At 67.8% G+C, this 20185-nt stretch carries 25 protein-coding genes and 1 other RNA gene; 17 read left to right on the top strand and 9 right to left on the bottom strand.

The genetic code is table 11. The features are described 5' to 3' along the window. Positions 1–85: 85 nt before the first annotated feature. Together AC07NI_RS10220 and bfr are read left to right on the top strand one after the other, a co-directional pair. Entirely contained in the window at positions 86–271 is a 186-nt protein-coding gene (locus AC07NI_RS10220; RefSeq protein ID WP_494618613.1) for a (2Fe-2S)-binding protein, read from the top strand. Between the two features lie 145 nt (positions 272–416). After that, a complete protein-coding gene (gene bfr, locus AC07NI_RS10215) occupies positions 417–896 on the top strand; it encodes a bacterioferritin (protein ID WP_494618611.1) in 480 nt (159 codons plus the stop codon). A 212-nt stretch (positions 897–1108) separates the two neighbouring features. Here bfr and AC07NI_RS10210 read toward each other — a convergent pair whose 3' ends face one another. Next, positions 1109–2530: a methyl-accepting chemotaxis protein gene (locus AC07NI_RS10210; RefSeq protein WP_494618609.1), complete on the bottom strand. Its 1422-nt coding sequence runs from the start codon at positions 2528–2530 to the stop codon at positions 1109–1111. A 410-nt stretch (positions 2531–2940) separates the two neighbouring features. Here AC07NI_RS10210 and AC07NI_RS10205 point away from each other — a divergent pair, with 410 nt between their 5' ends. Next, positions 2941–3516 (top strand): tryptophan-rich sensory protein, encoded by a 576-nt coding sequence (locus AC07NI_RS10205; protein WP_494618607.1) that lies wholly within the window; start codon positions 2941–2943, stop codon positions 3514–3516. Between the two features lie 6 nt (positions 3517–3522). Here the strand turns inward: AC07NI_RS10205 and AC07NI_RS10200 are convergent, their stop codons facing one another. From AC07NI_RS10200 to AC07NI_RS10185, 4 genes are all read right to left on the bottom strand, one after another. Next, the gene (locus AC07NI_RS10200; RefSeq protein ID WP_494618605.1) at positions 3523–3969 is read right to left on the bottom strand and encodes a DoxX family protein; all 447 of its coding nucleotides are present in this window, start codon (positions 3967–3969) and stop codon (positions 3523–3525) included. Next, positions 3966–4691, bottom strand: coding sequence for an HvfC/BufC family peptide modification chaperone (locus AC07NI_RS10195; protein ID WP_494618603.1), 726 nt, complete (start codon positions 4689–4691; stop codon positions 3966–3968). The genes AC07NI_RS10200 and AC07NI_RS10195 overlap by 4 nt, the downstream gene beginning before the upstream one ends. Then, complete coding sequence (gene bufB / locus AC07NI_RS10190; protein WP_494618601.1) at positions 4684–5505, bottom strand: MNIO family bufferin maturase; 822 nt, start codon at positions 5503–5505, stop codon at positions 4684–4686. The genes AC07NI_RS10195 and bufB overlap by 8 nt, the downstream gene beginning before the upstream one ends. 126 nt (positions 5506–5631) lie before the next feature. Further along, positions 5632–5916, bottom strand: a complete 285-nt coding sequence (locus tag AC07NI_RS10185; protein ID WP_494618599.1) for a BufA1 family periplasmic bufferin-type metallophore — start codon at positions 5914–5916, stop codon at positions 5632–5634. Between the two features lie 228 nt (positions 5917–6144). On the opposite strand from AC07NI_RS10185, the gene AC07NI_RS10180 reads away from it, so the two are divergent. From AC07NI_RS10180 to AC07NI_RS10170, 3 genes are all read left to right on the top strand, one after another. Further along, the gene (locus AC07NI_RS10180) at positions 6145–6684 is read left to right on the top strand and encodes a sigma-70 family RNA polymerase sigma factor (protein WP_494618597.1); all 540 of its coding nucleotides are present in this window, start codon (positions 6145–6147) and stop codon (positions 6682–6684) included. Beyond that, a complete protein-coding gene (gene nrsF / locus AC07NI_RS10175; RefSeq protein ID WP_494618594.1) occupies positions 6671–7315 on the top strand; it encodes an anti-sigma-F factor NrsF in 645 nt (214 codons plus the stop codon). Before AC07NI_RS10180 ends, nrsF begins: the two co-directional genes overlap by 14 nt. Positions 7316–7477: 162 nt before the next feature. Further along, positions 7478–8152, top strand: coding sequence for an NrsF family protein (locus AC07NI_RS10170; protein WP_494618591.1), 675 nt, complete (start codon positions 7478–7480; stop codon positions 8150–8152). A 54-nt stretch (positions 8153–8206) separates the two neighbouring features. Here the strand turns inward: AC07NI_RS10170 and fba are convergent, their stop codons facing one another. The 3 genes from fba to gap all read right to left on the bottom strand — a co-directional run bounded on the left by fba (position 8207) and on the right by gap (position 11814). Further along, positions 8207–9298 carry a class II fructose-bisphosphate aldolase gene (gene fba, locus AC07NI_RS10165; RefSeq protein WP_494618590.1) on the bottom strand — a complete coding sequence of 364 codons (1092 nt, stop codon included), beginning with the start codon at positions 9296–9298 and terminating at the stop codon, positions 8207–8209. Between the two features lie 147 nt (positions 9299–9445). Further along, positions 9446–10636 carry a phosphoglycerate kinase gene (locus AC07NI_RS10160; protein WP_494618588.1) on the bottom strand — a complete coding sequence of 397 codons (1191 nt, stop codon included), beginning with the start codon at positions 10634–10636 and terminating at the stop codon, positions 9446–9448. A 170-nt stretch (positions 10637–10806) separates the two neighbouring features. Next, complete coding sequence (gene gap / locus AC07NI_RS10155; protein ID WP_494618586.1) at positions 10807–11814, bottom strand: type I glyceraldehyde-3-phosphate dehydrogenase; 1008 nt, start codon at positions 11812–11814, stop codon at positions 10807–10809. A 215-nt stretch (positions 11815–12029) separates the two neighbouring features. On the opposite strand from gap, the gene AC07NI_RS10150 reads away from it, so the two are divergent. The 7 genes from AC07NI_RS10150 (at position 12030) to AC07NI_RS10120 (ending at position 15907) form a co-directional block, all read left to right on the top strand. Continuing rightward, positions 12030–12455 carry a hypothetical protein gene (locus tag AC07NI_RS10150; protein ID WP_494618584.1) on the top strand — a complete coding sequence of 142 codons (426 nt, stop codon included), beginning with the start codon at positions 12030–12032 and terminating at the stop codon, positions 12453–12455. Between the two features lie 3 nt (positions 12456–12458). After that, positions 12459–12785: a cell division protein ZapA gene (locus AC07NI_RS10145; RefSeq protein WP_494618583.1), complete on the top strand. Its 327-nt coding sequence runs from the start codon at positions 12459–12461 to the stop codon at positions 12783–12785. Between the two features lie 59 nt (positions 12786–12844). Then, a non-coding RNA gene (gene ssrS, locus AC07NI_RS10140) (6S RNA) lies at positions 12845–13007 on the top strand. Positions 13008–13038: 31 nt separating this feature from the next. Continuing rightward, entirely contained in the window at positions 13039–13659 is a 621-nt protein-coding gene (locus tag AC07NI_RS10135; RefSeq protein WP_494618580.1) for a 5-formyltetrahydrofolate cyclo-ligase, read from the top strand. A gap of 9 nt (positions 13660–13668) precedes the next feature. Beyond that, complete coding sequence (locus AC07NI_RS10130) at positions 13669–14490, top strand: TIGR00282 family metallophosphoesterase (RefSeq protein ID WP_494618577.1); 822 nt, start codon at positions 13669–13671, stop codon at positions 14488–14490. A 75-nt stretch (positions 14491–14565) separates the two neighbouring features. Further along, positions 14566–15435 (top strand): alpha/beta fold hydrolase, encoded by an 870-nt coding sequence (locus AC07NI_RS10125; RefSeq protein ID WP_494618574.1) that lies wholly within the window; start codon positions 14566–14568, stop codon positions 15433–15435. Between the two features lie 58 nt (positions 15436–15493). Next, the gene (locus AC07NI_RS10120; protein ID WP_494618572.1) at positions 15494–15907 is read left to right on the top strand and encodes an organic hydroperoxide resistance protein; all 414 of its coding nucleotides are present in this window, start codon (positions 15494–15496) and stop codon (positions 15905–15907) included. On the opposite strand, the gene AC07NI_RS10115 is transcribed toward AC07NI_RS10120, so the two are convergent. After that, positions 15904–16554 carry a glutathione S-transferase family protein gene (locus AC07NI_RS10115; protein WP_494618569.1) on the bottom strand — a complete coding sequence of 217 codons (651 nt, stop codon included), beginning with the start codon at positions 16552–16554 and terminating at the stop codon, positions 15904–15906. The two genes, AC07NI_RS10120 and AC07NI_RS10115, sit on opposite strands and share 4 nt — an antisense overlap. Positions 16555–16699: 145 nt before the next feature. On the opposite strand from AC07NI_RS10115, the gene AC07NI_RS10110 reads away from it, so the two are divergent. The 4 genes from AC07NI_RS10110 to AC07NI_RS10095 are packed head-to-tail and all read left to right on the top strand — an operon-like array spanning position 16700 to position 20133. Next, positions 16700–17455, top strand: a complete 756-nt coding sequence (locus AC07NI_RS10110) for a YebC/PmpR family DNA-binding transcriptional regulator (RefSeq protein ID WP_494618567.1) — start codon at positions 16700–16702, stop codon at positions 17453–17455. A gap of 5 nt (positions 17456–17460) precedes the next feature. Beyond that, entirely contained in the window at positions 17461–18435 is a 975-nt protein-coding gene (locus tag AC07NI_RS10105) for a phosphoribosylaminoimidazolesuccinocarboxamide synthase (protein ID WP_494618565.1), read from the top strand. 34 nt (positions 18436–18469) lie between these two features. Further along, positions 18470–19162: an MgtC/SapB family protein gene (locus tag AC07NI_RS10100; protein WP_494618563.1), complete on the top strand. Its 693-nt coding sequence runs from the start codon at positions 18470–18472 to the stop codon at positions 19160–19162. 38 nt (positions 19163–19200) lie between these two features. Beyond that, entirely contained in the window at positions 19201–20133 is a 933-nt protein-coding gene (locus tag AC07NI_RS10095; protein WP_494618561.1) for a nucleoside hydrolase, read from the top strand. The last annotated feature ends 52 nt before the right edge of the window (positions 20134–20185 follow it).

The raw sequence follows: 20185 nt of genomic DNA, 5'->3' as shown, positions 1-20185 counted from the left end.
TGCTAACCATAGTGAGAGTCAGTTGCAAAAGCCGTCGAGAGTCGCTAATTGAGAATGACACTCAATCGGGTAGGGCGTTCTTTCCTTGTACGTCTGCAATTGTAACGGCATCCGCGAGCGCGAAGTGCGCGCCGCCATCGACGCTGGCGCCAGCCGTCCGGCGGACATCTTCCGGTCCAAGGGCTGTCAGGCTCAGTGCGCCAAGTGCGTCTGTGAAATGCGCCAGATGATCCAGGAAAGCCGCGAAGCCCTCGCATTCGCAGCCGAGTAACGGCGCAAAAGCCAACAAAGTCAGCTATCGCGAAGCACTCTCACGGTTTTCTGTGAAAGCGCGAAACACTTGCACACATTCAGGTTGAAGCGCGTTTCAGCTTGCCCCAGGTTCCGCCCGAACAGCGAACCTTAAGGAGGCGGCCATGAAGGGCGACGCCGGCGTCATCCGTATTCTGAATGCGGTGCTCACCAACGAACTGACCGCGATCAACCAGTACTTCCTGCACGCGCGGATGTACGACAACTGGGGCTTCAAGCGCCTCGGCAAGATCATCTACGACGAATCGATCGGCGAGATGAAACACGCCGACAAGCTGATCAACCGCATCCTGTTCCTGGAAGGGCTCCCGAACCTCCAGGACCTGCACAAGCTGAAGATCGGCGAGACCGTGCCGGAATGCCTGGCCAGCGACCTGAACGTCGAGCTGTTCAACCGCGAGCTCCTGGTCCCGGGCATCGTCGAGTGCGAGACCGTGCGCGACTATGTCAGCCGCGAGATCCTGCGCGAGATCCTGACCGACACCGAAGAGCACATCGACTTCCTCGAAATGCAGCTGGGCCTGGTGAAGTCGCTGGGCGACCAGAACTACCTGCAGAGCGCCATGGGCGAACTGCCGGCTTAAGGTCTGTCCCTCTCCCCTTGCGGGAGAGGGTGGCCGCCCCCCGGGTCGCGCGAAGCGCGCGCCCGAGGATAAACTCCGCCGGTCGGGTGAGGGGTTGAAGAACGAAAACGCCGCGACTGGCCCATCGGCTAGTCGCGGCGTTTCTATTTGTGCGACCCCTCATCCGTCGGCTTCGCCGACACCTTCTCCCGCAAGGGGAGAAGGAAAGACTTCTAGGCCGCGCGGGCGCCCGGACGACGCTGCTGGGCGACGGCCTTGGCTTGCGGCTGGGCCTGCTCCTCGCCGGTGCGGAACCGGGTCATCAGGTGCGACAGCTCGTGGGCCTCGGTGCGCAGGTTGGCGGCGGCGGCGGTGGTCTCTTCGACCATGGCCGCGTTCTGCTGGGTCACCTGGTCCATCTGGTTGACGGCGCTGTTGACCTGGTTGAGGCCGGTGGCCTGTTCCTGGGCCGAGCGGGCGATCTCGCTGATCAGGCCGTCGATCTCGCCGACCTTGCTGACGATGCCGTCCAGCGAGGCGCCGCTTTCGCCGACCAGCTTCACACCGCGATCGACCTGGGCGGTCGAGTTGGCGATCAGGGTCTTGATCTCCTTGGCCGCGTCGGCCGAGCGCTGGGCCAGCGCGCGGACTTCCTGGGCGACGACGGCGAAGCCGCGACCGGCTTCACCGGCGCGAGCCGCTTCCACGCCCGCGTTCAGGGCGAGCAGGTTGGTCTGGAAGGCGATCTCGTCGATGACGCCGATGATCTGGCCGATCTGGGCCGAGGACTTCTCGATCTCGCCCATGGCCGCGACGGCCTGTTGGACGACCTCGCCCGAGCGGCCGGCGTCGATCCGCGCGGCCGAGGCGGCGGCCGAAGCGCGCTTGGCGCCCTCGGCGCTGCGCACCACGGTGGCGGTGATCTCGTCCAGGGCGGCGGCGGTCTCTTCCAGGCTGGCGGCCTGCTGTTCGGTGCGGCGCGACAGGTCGTCCGAGGCGTAGGACACCTCGTCGATGCCGGCCTGCATGCTGTGGGTGCGCTGGACGATGGTCGAGACGGTGTCGCGCAGACAGTCGACGGCGGTGTTGAAGTCATCCTTGATCTGGGCGTAGCGCGGATCCACGAGCGAGGTCATGTGCTCGCTGACGTCGCCGCAAGCCAAGCGGCGCAGGCCCTCGGCCACCACGGATACGAGATTGTTGTCCTGGTCGGCCTTCTTGCGGGCGGCCTCGGCGGCGGCGCGCTCCAGCTCGACGGCCGTGATGTCGGCGGCGAACTTGACCACCTTCACCGGCTTGCCGACCTTGTCGAAGATCGGGTTGTACGAGGCCTGGATCCAGATGTCCTGACCGGCCTTGCCGACGCGCTTGAACTTGTCGGAGAAGAACTCGCCGCTGTTCAGGCGACGCCAGAAGTCGCGGTACTCGCCGCTCTTGGCGTAGTCGGCCTCGACGAACATGCTGTGGTGACGACCCTGGATCTCGTTCAGGCAGTAGCCCAGCGTGTTCAGGAAGTTCTCGTTGGCCGTGACGATCGTGCCGTCGAGGTTGAACTCGATGACCGCCTGGCTGCGATGGATCGCGGCGATCACGGCTTCCATCTCGGCGACTTGGGCCGTCTTGGTGTCGTCCTGGCGAGGCCTGAAGAAGGACATCGGCTGGTTTTCCCCTGCGCTTAAGAGCCCGGAACGTCACCACCCTGGCGACGCCTGCTCTCCGCGCTTCGGCGAAAAGTTGCGCTCCGAACTTCAAGAGAGGCTTAACGGCGGCAAGACGTAGACCTGCGACAAATTACGCAGTTACGCAAAAATATCCTTTGAAAACAATGGCGACGCCGGAGGCGCGCAAGCGGCGCCTTGCTTAACGCGTCATACGGTCGCACGAGACTTTGGTATGGAACAAGGTGGGGTTGTCCTGCGCGAAGGTCGAGGACCGGACACTTCGGCGGCGTTTTCGGCTGGCGCGCGGCGCGGATCACGCCATCATGAGGCGAGGGTCCTGGTCACGCTGGAACCAAGGTTCAGCTGGGCTGTTTGACCTTGCGAGTTCACGAGGGAGTCCCGCCATGCATATCGCCAACGGAAAGTCGCGCGAGCGCGCCCTGGCTGGACGCGAAGCGTTCGAGCTGGATCGGCGGGAAGGCCATCACCCCGCCGCGCAGATCGCCGTCGGCGCGGCCCTGGCGGGCGGCGCGATCATCGCGGCCATCGTGATGGGGCGCCGCCATGAGCGCCTGCTGGACGACGAGATGTACGCCGTCGAGTTCGCCGAGATGCACGAGCCGGTCGCCCATCAGCCCAAGCCGCTGACCAGCCTGCTGCTGCCGCCGCTGTTCATCGCCATGACCTTATCTGGCCTGCGCACCTGGAACGCCCCGGCCAGCCCGGCCCGCACGCGCGCGCTGACGATCTGGAGCCTGGTGCAGGGGTTCAACGCCCTGTGGCTGGGCCTGGGCGCGCGCCGCGTCGGCGGCCAGCTGGGCGCGGCGACGGCCTCGCTGGCGGCCTCGGCGGCCTATGCCATCGAAGCCCGCAAGGTCGGCGGCGGCGTCGCCCCCGACCTCGGCTGGGTCGGCATCGCCAACGCCCTGACCGCGCAGCTGTGGCGCAAGCCCGTGCCGAGGATGCCGACGATTCACTAGGTCCCCTCAGGCGATCCGGAGCGCGCGGTCCAGGCTGAACCGGCCACCGCCGCGCGCGATCAGGAACAGCAGCAGGGCGGCCCACGACAGGTGGGTCGGCCAGGCGTCGGGATAGACGAAGATCTCGATCACCGCGGTCATGCCCAGGAACGCCAGGGCCGAGAACCGCGTGAACAGGCCCAGCACCAGCAGGATCGAGAACAGGTGCTCCGAATAGGTCGCCACGTGCGCCGCCACGTCCGGCGACAGCAGGGGCACGTGGTACTCGGTCTCGAACAGCGAATAGGTGCCGTCGGTGATGTGCAGCAGGCCGTCGACCTTGGTGCGGCCCGACTGGAAGAAGATCGCCGCCACGCCGAAGCGGGTGACCAGGGCCAGGACGTCCTCGGTCAGCACCTTGCGGGCGAGATTGGCGAAGGCGTCGAAGGGCGCGCGCAGGGTCAGGGCGGTCATTGGCTGATTTCCATGAAGACGCCGTCGGCGATCAGCCGGGCGAAGATTGAGGCGACATCGTCGCCCGCGCGCTCGGCGGCCCGGGTCAGGGTCTGGCCGTCGCGGCAGGCGCGCAGGAACTCGGTCTCGGCCTCGCCGATCACGCGGTGGGCGGCGCGGATGAAGAGGAGCGTCTCGGGCGTTTCGGACAGCGCCAGGTCTTCCCGGCCCTCGTAGGCGGCCGCCCACAGGCTGGGCAGGCCGGCGTCGAAGGCGGCGAAGCGGACGCTGGGGTGCAGCCGCAGACGGGTCTCGGCCAAGGCCTCGGGCGCCAGCGCGGCCAGCGCCTCGGCGCTCAGGGCCGGGGCCTCGGCGGCGAACAGGCTCTCGATCCGAAGGCGGTCGAGATGGGCGACGCCGACGAGATAGGGCGTGTCCTGGGCTGGCGGGAAGCGGCCGAGCCAGGCGGGGAAGTCCTCGCCGTAGTCCAGCAAGGCCGCGCTGGTTGGCGGGGCCTCGCGGGCGAACAGCGCGGCGGCGGCGCGGAACCAGTCCTCGCCGACCATGGAGAGCACGGTCGGGAAATTGGCGGCCAGGGCGTCGACGCAGCCCTTGGCGATGGTGTTGCGGTAGACCGACAGGCCGGCCTCGCCCGCGTCGGGCGCCAGCCAGGGCGACAGGGCGGAGCGCTCGCCGTCGAGGGCCGTGACGAAGGCGTCCTGGAAGTCCAGCAGCTCAGGCATGAACCGGCTCCAGCATCGCGGCGGCGCGGTCGCGCTCGGCCATCAGCGTCGCGAAGTCGGGGATGTCGTCGTCGCGCTCGATCAGGGTCGGGCGCGGACCGATGCGATCGATCAGGCGGCGATAAAGCGCCCAGACGGGCTCGGTGATCGGCGCGCCGTGGGTGTCGATCAGGAGGGGCGAGCCGCCTTCGTCGAGGCCATGGCCGGCCAGGTGGATCTCGCCGATGGCCTCGGCCGGCAGGGCGTCCAGATAGGCCTCGGCGCTGTAGCCGAGGTTGCTGGCGCTGACGAAGACGTTGTTGACGTCGACCAGCAGGCCGCAGCCGATCTTGGCGACCAGGGCCTTGAGGAAGTCGACCTCGTCCAGGTCGTGGCCGGTGAGCGGCAGATAGAGCGAGGGGTTCTCGACCAGCACGCGGCGGTCCAGGGCGTCCTGCATCCGGCCAATATTGCCGGCGATGCGAGCCAGGGCCGCGTGGGTGCGGGGGAAGGGCAGGAGGTCGGGCTGGTGCTGGCCTCGGTGCGTCGACCAGGCCAGGTGCTCGGAGACCACGAACGGCTCGAACCGGTCGGCCAGGCGCTTGAGCGCGGCCAGATGCTCGCGGTCCGGATCGGCGTCGGCGGCCAGGGACAGGCCCACGCCGTGCAGCGAGATCGGCCGCCGCTCGCGGATGGCTTCCAACGCGGCCAGACGCGGGCCGCCGGCCGACATGTAGTTCTCGGGATGGACCTCGAACCACAGGCCTTCGGCCTCGCACGCGAGGGCGTCGGCGTAATGCTGGGATTTGAGGCCGAGGCCGGCGGTGGGGGTCATTTTACACCTGAATTGTCATCCCGGCCGCAGCGCAGCGGAGAGCCGGGACCGCAACAAACGCGGTGCTTCCGGCGGTCCCGGCTCGGCGCGCTTCGCGCTTGGCCGGGATGACAGTTTTAGCTGCGCTTAGGCCTTCGGCGTCAGCGAGCCCATGCCGGTCGGGGTCTTGATCGTGACGCAGGTGCCCTTGGCGACGTGCTTCCAGGCGTTGCCTTGGTAGTCGGCCTTCGAGGTGCCGGCGCACGAGGTGCCAGCGCCCGCCTTGCAGTCGTTCTCGCCGGCCTTGGCGACGCCGTAGCACTTTTCCTGTTCGACCTTGGCCTTCGCGTGGTCATCGGCCGAGGCCATCGAGACGCCGGCCGAGAGGGCCAGGACAGCGGCGAGGGCGGCGGTGGCGGCAGTGCGGTTCATGGGGTTTCTCCTGTTGGGGGCCGGCGGTCATCGCCGCTCGGTCGAGGGGAAGTACGAAGCGGCGCGAGGTGAAGTTACAGCGATCGGCGAACATTTTTTTCGACCCCTGTTTTCCGGGGCCTCGTGCGTGGATGTTTCAATTTTTCCGCCTTCGTGCAGCGATATGTTTCCGGCGTGGCGCGACGCGGTGTAACCATCCGGCCCTCGCGCGCGGATATAGAGGTAGGCGTGACGGACACCGAAACCCGTTTGAAGGCGCTGATGCTGCGCGGGATGGATGGCGACAACGCCGCCTACCGCGAGTGTCTGGCCGTTCTTGGTGTCCGGCTTCGCGCCTATTTCGCGCGTCGGATGTCCGGCGCGCCCGGCGATGTGGAGGATCTGGTGCAGGAGACGCTGCTGGCGGTGCATCTGAAGCGGTCGACCTGGGACAGGTCCCAGTCGTTCACCGCCTGGGCGCACGCGGTGGCGCGCTACAAGCTGATCGACCACTGGCGCCGGCGGAAGGTGCGCCAGACCCTGCCGATCGAGGATCATATGGAGTTCCTGGCCGCCGAGGCGCCCGAGCCCGGCGTCGGCCTGGAGCTGGACCGGGCCCTGTCCACCCTTTCCGAGCGCCAGCGGACTCTGGTGTCCGACGTCAAGCTGACGGGCCTTTCCCTCGCCGAGGCGGGCGCCAAGGCCGGTATTTCCGAAGGCGCGGCCAAGGTCGCCCTGCACCGGGCGCTGAAGGCCCTGGCCGAAAGGATGCGTCTTGCGGACGGATGACCTGATCGACGCCCTGGCCGCCGAGGCAGGCCACGGGGCCGATAGGGCCCCGCCGCGCCGCCTGGCGATGGTCGCCGGCATCGGCGGGTTCGCGGCCCTGTGCCTGGTGCTGGTCTGGCTGGGTCCGCGTCATGACCTGATGCCAGCCATGCGCGGCCCCATGTTCTGGATAAAGGCGGTCTATACCGGCGTGCTGGCCCTGGCCGGCTATCTGGCGCTGGAGCGGCTGGCGCGCCCCACGGGCGGCGGCCGGCGCGGCTGGATCGTGGGCGGCGTCGCCTTGACCGTGTTGTCGATGGCCGGCGCGGTCCAGGCGATGATGAGCCCCGACATCCAGATGGCCCTGCACATGCTGCGCGGCCATTCCTGGCACGTCTGCAGCGTCTACATCTTCGCGCTGGGCCTGCCGATGCTGGGCTTGGGTCTGTGGTCCGTGCGCGACATGGCCCCGACCCGGCCGATGCGGGCGGGCTTCGCCGTCGGCCTGTTCTCGGGCGGGGTAGCCGCGACGGTGTACGGCCTGCACTGCGCCGAGCACACCTTCACCTTCGTGGCGCTGTGGTACAGCCTCGGGGTCCTGCTGTTGGCCGCCTTGGGCGCGCTGATCGGGCGCTGGGCGCTGCGCTGGTAGGCAACCCCCGTGTCCCTAGAATGAGTGACGATCAAGTTTCGTGTCGTCGCCTTCCGGTCGATTGACAAACCGACGTTCCGCCACTGAAGTGCCGCCGCCTTTCGCGAATGAGACGCGGTAGGCGCTGCTGCAACCGCCATACGGCTCTGTGGGGAGAGGCGCGTGACGATCGACGAAACCGTCGCTCCGCTAGAAGGAGCGAGCGCGGGCGCGCCCATCTGGGCGGCCGAGACCCTGCCGTGGCGGCTGGCCGAGGTGGCCGGCGCCGGCGCCCTGACGGGCGTGCTGATGATCCTGGCGTGGCTGGAGCTGCGCCCGGACCTGTCGGTCGCCGTCTTCCAACCGTTCTTCTGGATCAAGGCCGCCTATCCCGCCGCCGTCGCGGTGCTGGCCCTGGTCACCGCCACCTGGATCGCCCGCTGCCGGACCAGCGGGCTGCTGGCCCTGGCCGGCGCGGCCGCCCTGGCCAGCGCCATGCTGATCGCCGCCGCCGTCCAGGCCTCCGCCATGGCGCCGGGCGCCCTGAAGGCGCTGTACTGGCCCGACGCCGCGATCTGCGTCGGCAACGTCCTGGTCATCGCCGCGCCGATGCTGGCCCTGGCCATGGCCGGCCTGCGCGACATCGACCTGGAGCAGCCCGCGCTGACCGGTTTCGCCTGTGGCCTGTTCTGTGGGGGCGTCGCGGCGACGGTCGACGGCTTGCACTGCTGGCAGGAGACCTACGCGTTCGTGGGTCCCTGGTTCACCCTGGCCATGCTGCTCAGCGGCGCGGTCGGGGCTGGCGCGGTCAAGCTGCTCGCCCGTCGTCGCCGCTTTCTTCTGGCCGCGGCCGAATAGCAAAAGGCCTCCCGGATCGCTCCGGGAGGCCTCTGCGTCTTCAAGTCCTGAGCCTTACTCGGCGGCGGCCTTGGCCGCGCCGGCGCCGAACTTGGCGTTCAGCTCGCCGGCCGTGTAGCGCTTGGCCATGGTCGCGGTCGACAGCGCCTTGATCTTGTCGGCGTGACCGGCCGAACCGAACTCGACGAAGCGGGCCTGGCAAACCTTACGCATGGCTTCCTTGGCGGGCTTCATGTAGGCGCGCGGGTCGAACTCGCCCGGCTTCTCGGCCAGCAGCTTGCGGATCGCGCCGGTGATGGCCATGCGGTTGTCGGTGTCGACATTGATCTTGCGCACGCCGTGCTTGATGCCGCGCTGGATCTCTTCGACCGGCACGCCCCAGGTCTGAGGCATCTCGCCGCCGTACTGGTTGATGATGTCCTGCAGGTCCTGCGGAACGCTGGACGAGCCGTGCATCACCAGGTGGGTGTTGGGCAGGCGGCGGTGGATTTCCTCGATCACGTTCATGGCCAGGACGTCGCCGTCCGGCTTGCGCGTGAACTTGTAGGCCCCGTGGCTGGTGCCCATGGCGATGGCCAGGGCGTCGACGCCGGTGGCCTGCACGAAGTCGACCGCCTGGTCCGGATCGGTCAGCAGCTCGTCGTGGCTCAGCTTGCCTTCGAAGCCGTGGCCATCCTCGGCCTCGCCCATGCCGGTCTCCAGCGAGCCCAGCACGCCCAGCTCACCCTCGACCGAGACGCCGCAGCTGTGGGCCATCTGGACCACCTTGCGGGTGACGTCGACATTGTACTCGTAGGTCGCCGGGGTCTTGGCGTCTTCCATCAGCGAGCCGTCCATCATCACCGAGGTGAAGCCGTACTGGATCGCCGTGGCGCAGGTCGCCGGGCCGTTGCCGTGGTCCTGGTGCATGCAGACCGGGATATGCGGATAGATGTCGACCAGCGCGTCGATCATTTTGGCCAGCATGATGTCGTTGGCGTAGTTTCGCGCGCCGCGCGAGGCCTGGATGATGACCGGCGAGTTGACGGCGTCGGCCGCCTCCATGATCGCCAGGCCCTGTTCCATGTTGTTGATATTGAAGGCGGGCAAGCCGTACTCATGCTCTGCGGCATGGTCCAACAGCTGGCGCAGCGTGATGCGAGCCACGTATTTCTCTCCTGCAAGCGTGAAGTGGTTGGGTCGTTTCTTGTTTTTGGGGCCCGGCGCTGAAGCGCTCTTTGCCCAGGGTCGTTAGTCAGTCTGACACAGGCTGAACGCGGATCTGCACGATCCGCGCCAGCACAGGTTCTCTTTTTAGGCCTCGAGCGCGGCGACGCCCGGGAGCGTCTTGCCTTCCATCCACTCGAGGAACGCGCCGCCGGCGGTCGAGACGAAAGTAAAGTCGCCCGACACGCCCGCGTGATTCAGTGCAGCGACAGTATCACCGCCGCCCGCGACGGCCACAAGCTTACCCGACTTCGCCAGCGAAGCAGCGTGTTTTGCCGCCGAAACGGTCGCTGCATCGAACGGAGGCACCTCGAAGACACCCAGCGGACCATTCCAGATCAAGGTGACACTTGCATCCATGGCGGCCAGCAGACGCTTGGCGCTTTCCGGACCGGCGTCCAGGATCAGGTCGTCGGCCTGGACTTCGTTCAGCGCGCGGACGGCGGTGTCGACGCCGGGCGCGACCTTCTTGGCGACGACCACGTCGACCGGCAGCAGCAGTTCGCAGCCGGCCGCGGCGGCCTTGGCGATGATCTCGCGGGCGGTGTCGGCCAGATCCTTTTCGCAGAGCGAGCCGCCGACGTCGTGGCCTTGTGCGAACAGGAAGGTGTTGGCCATGCCGCCGCCGATCGCCAGGCGATCCAGCTTGGCGACCAGGTTGTTCAGCAGGTCCAGCTTGGTCGAGACCTTGGAGCCGCCGACGATGCCGATCACCGGCTTCTTCGGGTTGCCCAGCGCGGCGTCCAGGGCTTCCAGCTCGCGCTGCATCGACAGGCCCGGATAGGCCGGCAGCAGCTTGGCCAGGCCTTCGGTCGAGGCGTGGGCGCGGTGGGCGGCGCTGAAGGCGTCGTTGACATAGACGTCGCCGTTGGCGGCCAGGGCCTTGGCGAACTCGGCGTCGTTGGTCTCTTCGCCGGCGTGGAAGCGGACGTTTTCCAGCAGGGCGACGCCGCCGTTCTCCAGGCCGTCGACGACCTTGGCGGCTTCAGGGCCGATGGCGTCCGAGGCGAAGGCGACCGGCTGCTCCAGCAGCTTGGACAGCGGCTCGGCCACGAAGGCCAGGCTCATCTCCGGCACGACCTTGCCCTTGGGGCGGTCGAAGTGGGCCAGCAGGATGACCTTGGCGCCCTGCCGCGACAGGTAGTGGATGGTCGGCAGGGCCGAGCGCAGGCGGGTGTCGTCGGTGATCTTGCCGCCATCGACGGGCACGTTGAAGTCCACCCGGACCAGGGCGCGCTTGCCGGCGAGGTCGGCGGTGTCGAGGGTGCGGAAGGTCATGGGCGGATCCTGCGGTGCGTTGAACCTCGTCCTTCGACAAGCTCAGGATGAGGTTCAAGAGGGAAGTCGTCAGTAGCCCTCATCCTGAGCCAGTCGAAGGACGAGGGCGGCCCCGCGAAGGGCCAAGGAAAACCCCGCTCCTTGTGGGAGCGGGGCTGGGTAGGCGTTCCTTAGAGGAACTTCGCCATCTCGAGAGCGGTGTCGCTCATGCGGGTCGCGAAGCCCCACTCGTTGTCGTACCAGCTGAGCACGCGGACCAGCTTGCCCTCGATGACTTGCGTCTGGGGCAGGGCGGCCGTCGAGCTGGCGGCGATGTGGTTCATGTCGTGCGAGACCAGCGGGTCGGTGGTCGTGAACAGCACGCCCTTCATCGGACCATCGGCGGCGGCCTGCAGGGCGGCGTTGACCTCGGCCACGTCGGTGTCGCGCGACGGCACGACCTTCAGGTCGATGACCGAGACGTTCGGGGTCGGGACGCGGATCGACGAACCGTCCAGCTTGCCCTTCAGGGCCGGCAGGACCAGACCCAGGGCCTTGGCGGCGCCGGTCGAGGTCGGGATCATGCTGAGACCCGCGGCGCGAGCGCGGTAGAGGTCCTTGTGCATGGTGTCCAGCGTCGGCTGGTCGCCGGTGTAGCTGTGGATCGTGGTCATGTAGCCACGCTCGATGCCGACCAGGTCGTGCAGGACCTTGGCCACCGGGGCCAGGGCGTTGGTGGTGCACGAGCCGTTCGAGACGACGATGTCTTCGGCGGTCAGGGTCTCGTGGTTGACCTTGTAGACGATGGTCTTGTCGGCGCCGTCGGCCGGGGCCGAGACCAGCACGCGCTTGGCGCCGGCTTCCAGGTGCAGGGCGGCCTTGTCGCGGGCGGTGAAGATACCGGTGCACTCGAACGCGATGTCGACGTTCAGTTCCTTGTGCGGCAGGTCCTTCGGGTCACGGATCGCCGTGACCTTGATCTTGCCCATGCCGACATCGATCCAGTCCTCGCCCGAGGTGACCGTGCCGGGGAAGCGGCCGTGGACGCTGTCGTAGCGCAGCAGGTGGGCGTTGGTTTCGACCGGACCCAGGTCGTTGATGGAGACGACCTCGATGTCGCGGCGGCCATGCTCGGCGATGGAGCGCAGGACCAGACGTCCGATGCGGCCGAAGCCGTTGATGGCGACGCGAATAGCCATGGGTCTTTCTCCTGTTATGACCGCGCGATCGGATGCGATCGGCGTTCCCTATTTGGGTGCGCGTTTTGCGGGGGAAAGGCGCGAAGTCAAGGCCTCAGAAACTGAGACCGGCTAGATGAATGCTGCTATGGGCTCCGCGCCGCCCAAATCTCGCCCTGACGACTGGCATAGACGGGCACCATCTATATGTTGCATCGCATGATTGGAAATCGCCGATGATCCCGGCCGACGGTACGGCCCTCGACCTTGCCGTGCGCCGTCTGGAGCGCGCGGTGGCTCAGCTTGAGCAGCGCCAGGCGGCGAAAGCCGCCGAGGCCGCGCGCGCGCCTGCGGCAGCCGTGTCCTCGGCCGAGCCGGGTCTGTTTCCCGAGGTTTTCGCCGACGAAGAGCGCCTGCGTCTGGTCGCCGACCTGGAAGCCGCCCGCGAGCGCGAGAAGGCGCTGGAGGAAGCTGGCGAGCAGGCCTCGGCCGCCTTGGGCCGCGCGATCGCCGAGATCCGTTCGGCCCTGGGCGACGAGTCCGTGGCCAATGACGACCACGCCCATCACGACGGTCACGCCGTCTCGCCCGAACAAGACCAGGACCTGTTCGACGATCCCAAGCGCGACGATCCCAAAGTCACCGATCGAGGGGAGGCCTGACGCATGGCCCAGGTGACCATCCACGTGAACGGCCGCCCCTACATGGTCGGCTGCGAGGACGGCCAGGAGCCGCACCTGACCGAGCTGGCCCGCCTGTTCGACCGCCAGGTGCGCCAGGTCAGCCAGGACGTCGGCCAACTGGGCGAGACCCGGCTCTTCCTGATGGGCGCCCTGCTGATGGCCGACGAGCTGTCGGACATGAAGCTGCGCCTGGCCCACGCCAACGCCGAGATCGCCCGCCTGAACCAGGAAGGCACCAAGGCCGAGATCGCGGCGATCCGCGCTCTGGATGCGGCGTCTGAGAAACTGGAAAAGCTGGCGGCGGAGTAGGCCGCGTCACCACGCCGCTAGCAATCCGCCCTCCGAACCCCTATCTTGTCAGACGGCGGGTCATGCTGTGGCTCTCGTCGAAGATTTCTATTCCCAGGGACCTTAATCTCTCTATCGGGACCTGTTCCCTCCCGTGGCCGTGGCTGCGGGAACACGGGGCCCACCTGTAACTAACAGGTTCGAGTGGATTGAAACGTCTTCACGGTTCTTCGCGGCGCCGCCACCTTTTCCCTAAACACGCTATAGACAGGCGATGACCATCGCCGACCCCGTCGCGGCCAAGATCGCGCTACGCGTCTTCCTGCGAAACCAGCGCAAGCAACTGGCCCTTGAGCATCCCGAAGCCGACTGGATGATCGCCGACGTGGCGCGCGAGCCGTTGGCCAGGCTTTTCCCCGACCCTCGGGGCAAGGTCGCCGCGCTCTATCATGGCCTCGGTTCGGAGGTGTCGCCGCGCATCCTGGCCGACCAGATGCGCGAGGCCGGCTGGGACCTGGCCCTGCCGGCGGTCCTGGACAAGGACGAGGGCGAGATGGTGTTCCGGCGCTGGGATGGCAGGACGCCGCTGGTTCACGACGCCATCGGCCTGCGCAGCCCCCCGCCGGGAACGCCGATCGTCGAGCCCGACCTGGTGATCACGCCGCTGCTGGCCTTCCAGCCGGACGGCCTGCGGCTGGGGCAGGGCGGCGGCTACTACGACCGGGCGCTGGAGGCTCTAAGAGCCCGCAAGCGCGTTGTCGTTCTGGGCCTGGCGTACAGTGGCCAAAAGGTCGAGAATTTGCCGCACGAGCCGCATGACCAAAGGCTGGACGCCATTCTCACCGAAAAAGAGTATATGGCCGTCAATGACATGGGCCGATCAGGGCCCGCTTAAGGACTTCTGATGCGTTTCGCCTTCTTCGGCGATGTCGTCGGCAAGTCGGGCCGCGACGGCCTGGCCGACCATCTGCCCGATCTTCGCCGCCGTCTCGGGCTCGAGTTCGTGATCATCAACGCCGAGAACGCCGCGGCCGGCTTCGGCATCACCGAGAACACCGCCCGTGAGCTGTTCGAGGCCGGCGCCGACTGCCTGACCCTGGGCAATCACAGCTGGGACCAGCGCGAGGCCCTGACCTACATCGTCCGCGAGCCGCGCCTGATCCGTCCGGCCAACTACCCGATCCTGTCGGATGCTCCCGGACGCGGCAGCCACCTGTTCCAGACCGACAGCGGCAAGACGGTGTTCGTCGTCAACCTGCTGGGCCGCGTCCACATGGACGCGATGGACGACCCGTTCGCCGCCGCCGACCGCGAGCTGGACAAGGCCCCGCTGGGCCAGGTGGCCGACGCGGTGATCGTCGACATGCACTGCGAGGCCACCTCCGAGAAGATGGCCATGGGCCACTATTGCGACGGCCGCGCCTCGCTGGTGGTCGGCACTCACACCCACGTCCCGACCGCCGACTGCCAGGTCCTGCCGGGCGGCACCGCCTATCAGACCGACGCCGGCGCCTGCGCCGACTACGACAGCGTCATCGGCAACCAGAAGGACGAGCCGCTGCGGCGGTTCACCACCAAGATCAGCGGCGGGCGCTACACCCCGGCCTCGGGTCCGGCCACGATCTGCGGCGTGTTCGTCGAGACCAACGACCGCACGGGGTTGGCGACGCGCGTCGAGCCGATCCGGGTCGGCGGGCGGCTGCAGCAGAGCATCCCCGAAGTCTGATCGCTGTTCGGAACGTTCAATAGGCCCGCCTAGCGCGGGCCTAGCCTCCCTCCATCACCCGGAAGGAGCGCCGCCATGAACGCCGTCACCCCCATCGTCACCGCCGTCAACGCGCCGACCCAGTTCGTCGAGGTCGAGGGCCGCACGCTGGCCTATCGCTCGATCGGAGCCGGCGTGCCGCTGGTGCTGTGCGTGCGGTTCCGGGGCACGATGGACGTCTGGGATCCGGCGTTCCTGGACGCCCTGGTCGCCGAGGGCTTCCGCGTCATCACCTTCGACTACAGCGGCCTGGGTAATTCGACGGGCGACAAGACCCTCAACCCGTTCGCCCTGGCCAAGGACGCCGCCGACCTGATCAAGGCGCTGGACCTGAAAGAGGTCGTGCTCGGCGGCTGGTCGCTGGGCGGTCTGGCGGCCCAGGCGGGGCTGGCCCTGTTCCCGGACCTGATCAGCCATGTGGTGCTGATCGGCAGCGGTCCGCCCGGGACCTATATCAAGCCGCCCGAGCAGCTGTTCTACGACACCGCCCGCAAGGACAACGACTTCGAGGACGAGGCCATCCTGTTCTTCGAGCCCAGGTCGCCGGCCAGCCGCGCGGCGGCCAAGGCCTCGCACGACCGCATCGCCGCCCGCACTATCGACCTCAGCCCGCCCGTGCCCCGCGACTGGGCCGCTGAGCTGCTGGGCGACACGCCCAAGACCGCGCCGTTCCCGGCCGAGCCGATCCTGGAGCTCTTGAAGACCACCGATGTCCCGGTGCTGCACCTCGGCGGCGACCATGACATCAGCTTCCCGGTCGAGAACTGGTATGCGCTGAACCAGCAGCTGCCGACCCTGCAGCTGGTCACCTTCTCCCGCGCGGGCCACGGGCCGCAGCACGAGCATCCGGAAGCCAGCGCCGCCCATATCGCCACCTTCGTGCGGACGACCTCGCGCGGCGGTTAGACTTGCGCCTGTCACAACCGGGGCTCAGGGTCGCGTCTTCAGCCAGCAGGAGCCCTTCATGACCGACGCCATCTACACCGCCCACGCCCACGCCGTCGGCGGCCGCCAGGGCACCGCCAAGTCCGACGACGGCCATCTGGACGTCAAGCTGGCCTATCCGAAGTCGATGGGCGGCGACGGCAACGGCACCAATCCCGAGCAGCTGTTCGCGGCCGGCTATTCGGCCTGCTTCCTGGGCGCGCTAGGCCTCGTCGCCCGCAGCCAGGGCGTCAAGCTGGGCGAGCATAGCCTCGACGCCGAGGTCGACCTGATCAAGGACGACACCAGCTTCCACGTTGGCGTGCGCCTGAAGCTGACCGCCCCGGACCTGGATCGCGAGACCGCCGAGAAGCTGCTGCACGCCGCCCACGAGGTGTGCCCGTACTCCAAGGCCACGCGCGGCAATGTGGATGTGGCGTTGGAAGTCGCCTAGGCGGCCGGGAAGTACTTGAAGAACGGTTCGGCCTCGGTCAGCACGCGCTGGACCGATGGCCGGGCTTTCAGCCGTTCCAGATAGGCCAGGCACAGCGGCCAGCGGCCCTCCAGCGCTTGAACCTTGTCGGCGTAGAACAGGGCCGGCAGGGCCGCGCAGTCGGCCAGGCCGAAGTCGCCGCACATCCATGAGCGGCCGTCGGCCAGTTCCTTCTCCAGGTGATCGCAGGCAGTGGCGATCTGGGTGAGGGCTTCCCGCACCCCGTACGGGTCCTTGGCGTCCGCTGGTCGGATCCGGTCGGTGACCACCCGCTGCATCGGGTGATGGATATAGTGGTCGAAGAACCGGTCCCAGAACCGCATCCGCCAGGCGAAGTCCGGGTTCTGCGGCACGAACCGCACCCGGCCGGGATAGTGGGTGTCCAGATAGTCGAGGATGACGCTGGTCTCGTTGACCGTCTCGTCTCGGCCGTCGTCGCGCAGCGACGGCATCTTGCCCATCGGCGACAGCTTCAGGAACGCCTCGCGTTCGGCCGGGTCGCCCAGGTTCACCATCGCGTTGGTGAAGGCGATGTCGTTCTCGTAGAGGCCGATCAGCACCTTCCAGCAGAACGAGGACAATGGGTGGGCGTGCAGTGTCAGGCTCATGGCGTCGGCTCCCTGATACTTAAGTTATCGCCTAACTATCATCGACGGGCGTCGTAAGGCAAGCCTCCCTGGGGGTGACAAAACCCGCCCCCGGGGGCTAGAAGCGCCCACACTCCATTTTTCAGATCAGAGACAGAGCCTCCGAATGGCCGGCCACTCGAAATTCAAGAACATCATGCACCGCAAGGGCCGCGCCGACGCCGCGCGCTCCAAGCTGTTCTCCAAGCTGTCGCGGGAAATCACCGTCGCGGCCAAGACCGGCCTGCCCGATCCGGCCATGAACCCCCGCCTGCGCCTGGCCGTGAACAACGCCAAGGCCGAAAGCCTGCCCAAGGACGTCATCGACCGCGCGATCAAGAAGTCGCAGATGGGCGACGCGGCCGACTACTCGGAAATCCGCTACGAAGGCGTCGCCGCCGGTGGCGTCGGCATCATTGTCGAGGTCCTGACCGACAACAAGAACCGCGCCGCCGCCAACGTCCGGTCCTACTTCACCAAGATCGGCGGCAATATGGGGGCCACCGGCTCGGTGACCTTCAACTTCGATCACGTTGGCCAGATCACCTACCCGGCCAAGGCCGCGTCGGAAGACGACATGATGGAAGCCGCCATCGAGGCCGGCGCCGACGACGTCACCTCGGACATGGAAGAAGAGGGTGAAGGCCACACCATCTACACCGCCTTCGAGAGCCTGAACGAAGTGGCCGCCGCCCTGGAAGCCAAGTTCGGCGCGGCGTCGAACACCAAGATTGCCTGGCGTCCGAAGATGCAGGTGCCGGTCACCGGCGACTCGGTGGCCACCCTGATGAAGCTGCTGGACCTGCTGGACGACGACGACGACGTCCAGAACGTCTACTCGAACGAAGACATCAGCGACGAAGACCTGGCCAAGCTGGGTTGATGACCATGTCCCGCACCCCCCCAAATGCCTTGTTGGGCGCCCTGGAAGTCATCGACCTTCCGGGCCTGCCCAACCATTATCGCGGCAAGGTGCGGGACAATTACGACCTGCCGGACGGCCGCCGCGTGATCGTGGCGTCCGACCGCCTCAGCGCCTTCGACCGCATCCTGTGCGCGGTGCCGTACAAGGGCCAGGTGCTGACCCAGACGGCGCGCTACTGGTTCGACGCCACGGCCGACATCTGCCCCAACCACGTCCTGGCCTATCCGGACCCGAACGTGCTGATCGGCCAGCGGCTGGAGATGCTGCCGGTCGAGCTGGTGGTGCGCGGCTATCTGGCCGGGACCACCTCGACCTCGATCCTGACGCTGTACAACAAGGGCGAGCGCCAGATGTACGGCGTGACCCTGCCGGACGGCCTGCGCGCCAACCAGCGCCTGCCGCAGCCGATCCTCACCCCGACCAGCAAGGCCGCCGACGGCGACCACGACGCGCCGCTGTCGCCCGCCCAGATCCTGGAGCAGGGCCTGCTGACCGCGCAGCAGTGGGAGCAACTCAGCGCCTATGCTCTCGCCCTGTTCGCGCGCGGCCAAGAGCTCGCCGCCCAGCGTGGCCTGATCCTGGCCGACACCAAGTACGAGTTCGGCCTCGACGCCGACGGCCGCATCGTCCTGGCCGACGAGATCCACACGCCCGACAGCAGCCGTTTCTGGAAGGCCGCGACCTACGACGCCAGGTTCGAAGCCGGCGAGCGTCCCGACAGCTTCGACAAGGACTTCGTCCGCGCCTGGGTGGCTGAGCGCTGTGATCCCTACAAGGACGACGTGCCGGAGATTCCGGCCGAGCTGATCCGCCAGACCTCCGACGTCTATATCGAGGCGTTCGAGACGATCACCGGTCAGACGTTCGATCGCTCGGTCTCGGACGAGCCGGTGATGGCGCGGGTGAAGCGCAATCTGGACGCCTTCCTGGCCGCCTAGGGATCACTCGAGCTTCCCGCTCGTTACAGCCGGCATGGACTGGCTGGCTCCCGCGGAACTGCTTCCCATTCTCGGCGCGCTGCTGGCCGGCGGCGTGATCGGCTTCGAGCGCGAGTATCGCAGTCGGCCCGCCGGCTTGCGCACCCACGTGCTGGTGGCCCTGGCCTCGTCGCTGCTGATGCTGGCCGCCGTGCACCAGGTGCGGTGGATGAGCGATACTCCGGCCGAGGTGATGCGCATCGATCCCGTCCGCATGGCCCATGGCGTGCTGACCGGGGTCGGCTTTCTCTGCGGCGGCGTGATCTTCCAACAGGGCGTCTCGGTGCACGGCCTGACGACTGCCGCCTCCCTGTGGATAACTTCGGCGATCGGCACCCTGTTCGGCGTCGGGCTCTACGGCCTGGCGATCCTGGGCACCGTGCTGGCGGTGGTCACGCTCAGCGCCGCCCGCTGGCTGGACCGCACCATGCCGCAGAAGAACTTCACCGAGATCGCTGTCCGCTCCCGCCGCGAGACCCCGCTGGACGAGGCCGAGCTGCGGGCCATCCTGGTCGAGTACGACCTGAAGGGGACGCGACTGAACCACTGCCTGCACGCCGGCGGGACGGTGTTCGAACTGGCCGGCTCATTCTCCGGCAAGGGCGCGCTACGCCTGTGCGAAGTCGCCCACCGCCTGCGCGACGACTCGCGTGTGATCGAGTTCGATATCCTTCCCCGTAAGGACTGATCTTCTCGCCGTCACACCGTACGGCTAGACTGCGCCGCATGGTCCTGAGGGTTCACATCGACACCGATTGCGGCGTGGACGACGCCCTGGCGCTGGCGCTGCTGGCCCGCGCGCGACAGGCCGTGGAGGTCGTGTCGGTCTCGGCCGTGTTCGGCAACACCTACGTGGATCAGGCCGCCGCCAATGCCCGGGGCGTGCTGCGCCTCGCCGGCTGCGGGGCCGAGGTCTATATCGGCGCCGGCTCGGGCCTGGCCAAGCGCCGGGTCGAGCGCATGCGGCCGGCCCACGGGGTCGACGGCCTGAACGGCGCGGGCTTCTCGCAGCGCTGGAAGCTGCCCGAGCTGGAGCGCGGCCATTCGGCCAACTTCCTGGCCTTCGCCGCCCGCCGCAAGGTCAGCGGCCTGTTCCTGGGCCCGCTGACCAACTTGGCCAAAGGCCTGCTGGAAGACCCCGCCGCCTTCCGCGACTGGCGCCCGACGATCATGGCCGGGGCCTTCGACGTGGCCGGCAAGGCCGCCGGCGGCGCCGACTTCAACACCTGGAGCGATCCGGAAGCCCTGCAGCGCGTGCTGGAGCGCGGGGTCATGCCGCGCCTGATGCCGATGGACGTCACCCACCAGGTGTCGGTCACAGGCGAAGACCTCTCGAAAGGCGCGGTCTGCTGCGGCTCGCCCCTGTCCCAGCGCCTGACCAAGGCCGCCGGGCCCTATATCGCCTTCCACCAGCAGGTCTGGGGCGGGCAGGGCTGCCGGCCGCACGACGCGGTGGCCGCCGCCAGCCTGGTCGCGCCCGAGCTCTTCACCTTCGCGCCGGCCCGCCTGCGGGTGATCGTCGACGGCGAGCGCCTGGGCCGCGTCGAACGCATCGACGGCGTCCCCAACGCCGAGATCTGCACCGGCCTGGACGTCGCCGCAGTCAAGCGTCTGATCCTGGGCGGCCTGTTCGGCTGGAGCGCCGTCGAGGCGGCCTAGAGCTCTTTTCTCGCAACCTGGGCGCGCCCGCGTGTGTTCAAGCCTCGGCCCC

The sequence above is a fragment of the Caulobacter sp. GW821-FHT10E02 genome, from assembly GCF_059415225.1.
The sequence above is the reverse complement of the archived record's forward strand: the minus strand, read 5'-3'. Positions and strand labels throughout refer to the sequence as shown.

Excerpts from the sequence above, each read along its gene's own strand:
- AC07NI_RS10145 (WP_494618583.1), top strand. The coding sequence starts at position 12,459 with ATGGCCCAGGTGACCATCCACGTGAACGGCCGCCCCTACATGGTCGGC.
- AC07NI_RS10120 (WP_494618572.1), top strand. The coding sequence starts at position 15,494 with ATGACCGACGCCATCTACACCGCCCACGCCCACGCCGTCGGCGGCCGC.
- AC07NI_RS10130 (WP_494618577.1), top strand. The coding sequence starts at position 13,669 with ATGCGTTTCGCCTTCTTCGGCGATGTCGTCGGCAAGTCGGGCCGCGAC.
- AC07NI_RS10210 (WP_494618609.1), bottom strand. The coding sequence starts at position 2,530 with ATGTCCTTCTTCAGGCCTCGCCAGGACGACACCAAGACGGCCCAAGTC.
- AC07NI_RS10150 (WP_494618584.1), top strand. The coding sequence starts at position 12,030 with ATGATCCCGGCCGACGGTACGGCCCTCGACCTTGCCGTGCGCCGTCTG.
- AC07NI_RS10095 (WP_494618561.1), top strand. The coding sequence starts at position 19,201 with ATGGTCCTGAGGGTTCACATCGACACCGATTGCGGCGTGGACGACGCC.
- gap (WP_494618586.1), bottom strand. The coding sequence starts at position 11,814 with ATGGCTATTCGCGTCGCCATCAACGGCTTCGGCCGCATCGGACGTCTG.
- AC07NI_RS10160 (WP_494618588.1), bottom strand. The coding sequence starts at position 10,636 with ATGACCTTCCGCACCCTCGACACCGCCGACCTCGCCGGCAAGCGCGCC.
- AC07NI_RS10200 (WP_494618605.1), bottom strand. The coding sequence starts at position 3,969 with ATGACCGCCCTGACCCTGCGCGCGCCCTTCGACGCCTTCGCCAATCTC.
- AC07NI_RS10125 (WP_494618574.1), top strand. The coding sequence starts at position 14,566 with ATGAACGCCGTCACCCCCATCGTCACCGCCGTCAACGCGCCGACCCAG.
- AC07NI_RS10195 (WP_494618603.1), bottom strand. The coding sequence starts at position 4,691 with ATGCCTGAGCTGCTGGACTTCCAGGACGCCTTCGTCACGGCCCTCGAC.
- AC07NI_RS10185 (WP_494618599.1), bottom strand. The coding sequence starts at position 5,916 with ATGAACCGCACTGCCGCCACCGCCGCCCTCGCCGCTGTCCTGGCCCTC.
- bufB (WP_494618601.1), bottom strand. The coding sequence starts at position 5,505 with ATGACCCCCACCGCCGGCCTCGGCCTCAAATCCCAGCATTACGCCGAC.
- AC07NI_RS10100 (WP_494618563.1), top strand. The coding sequence starts at position 18,470 with ATGGACTGGCTGGCTCCCGCGGAACTGCTTCCCATTCTCGGCGCGCTG.
- AC07NI_RS10135 (WP_494618580.1), top strand. The coding sequence starts at position 13,039 with ATGACCATCGCCGACCCCGTCGCGGCCAAGATCGCGCTACGCGTCTTC.
- bfr (WP_494618611.1), top strand. The coding sequence starts at position 417 with ATGAAGGGCGACGCCGGCGTCATCCGTATTCTGAATGCGGTGCTCACC.
- AC07NI_RS10110 (WP_494618567.1), top strand. The coding sequence starts at position 16,700 with ATGGCCGGCCACTCGAAATTCAAGAACATCATGCACCGCAAGGGCCGC.
- AC07NI_RS10205 (WP_494618607.1), top strand. The coding sequence starts at position 2,941 with ATGCATATCGCCAACGGAAAGTCGCGCGAGCGCGCCCTGGCTGGACGC.
- AC07NI_RS10115 (WP_494618569.1), bottom strand. The coding sequence starts at position 16,554 with ATGAGCCTGACACTGCACGCCCACCCATTGTCCTCGTTCTGCTGGAAG.
- AC07NI_RS10105 (WP_494618565.1), top strand. The coding sequence starts at position 17,461 with ATGTCCCGCACCCCCCCAAATGCCTTGTTGGGCGCCCTGGAAGTCATC.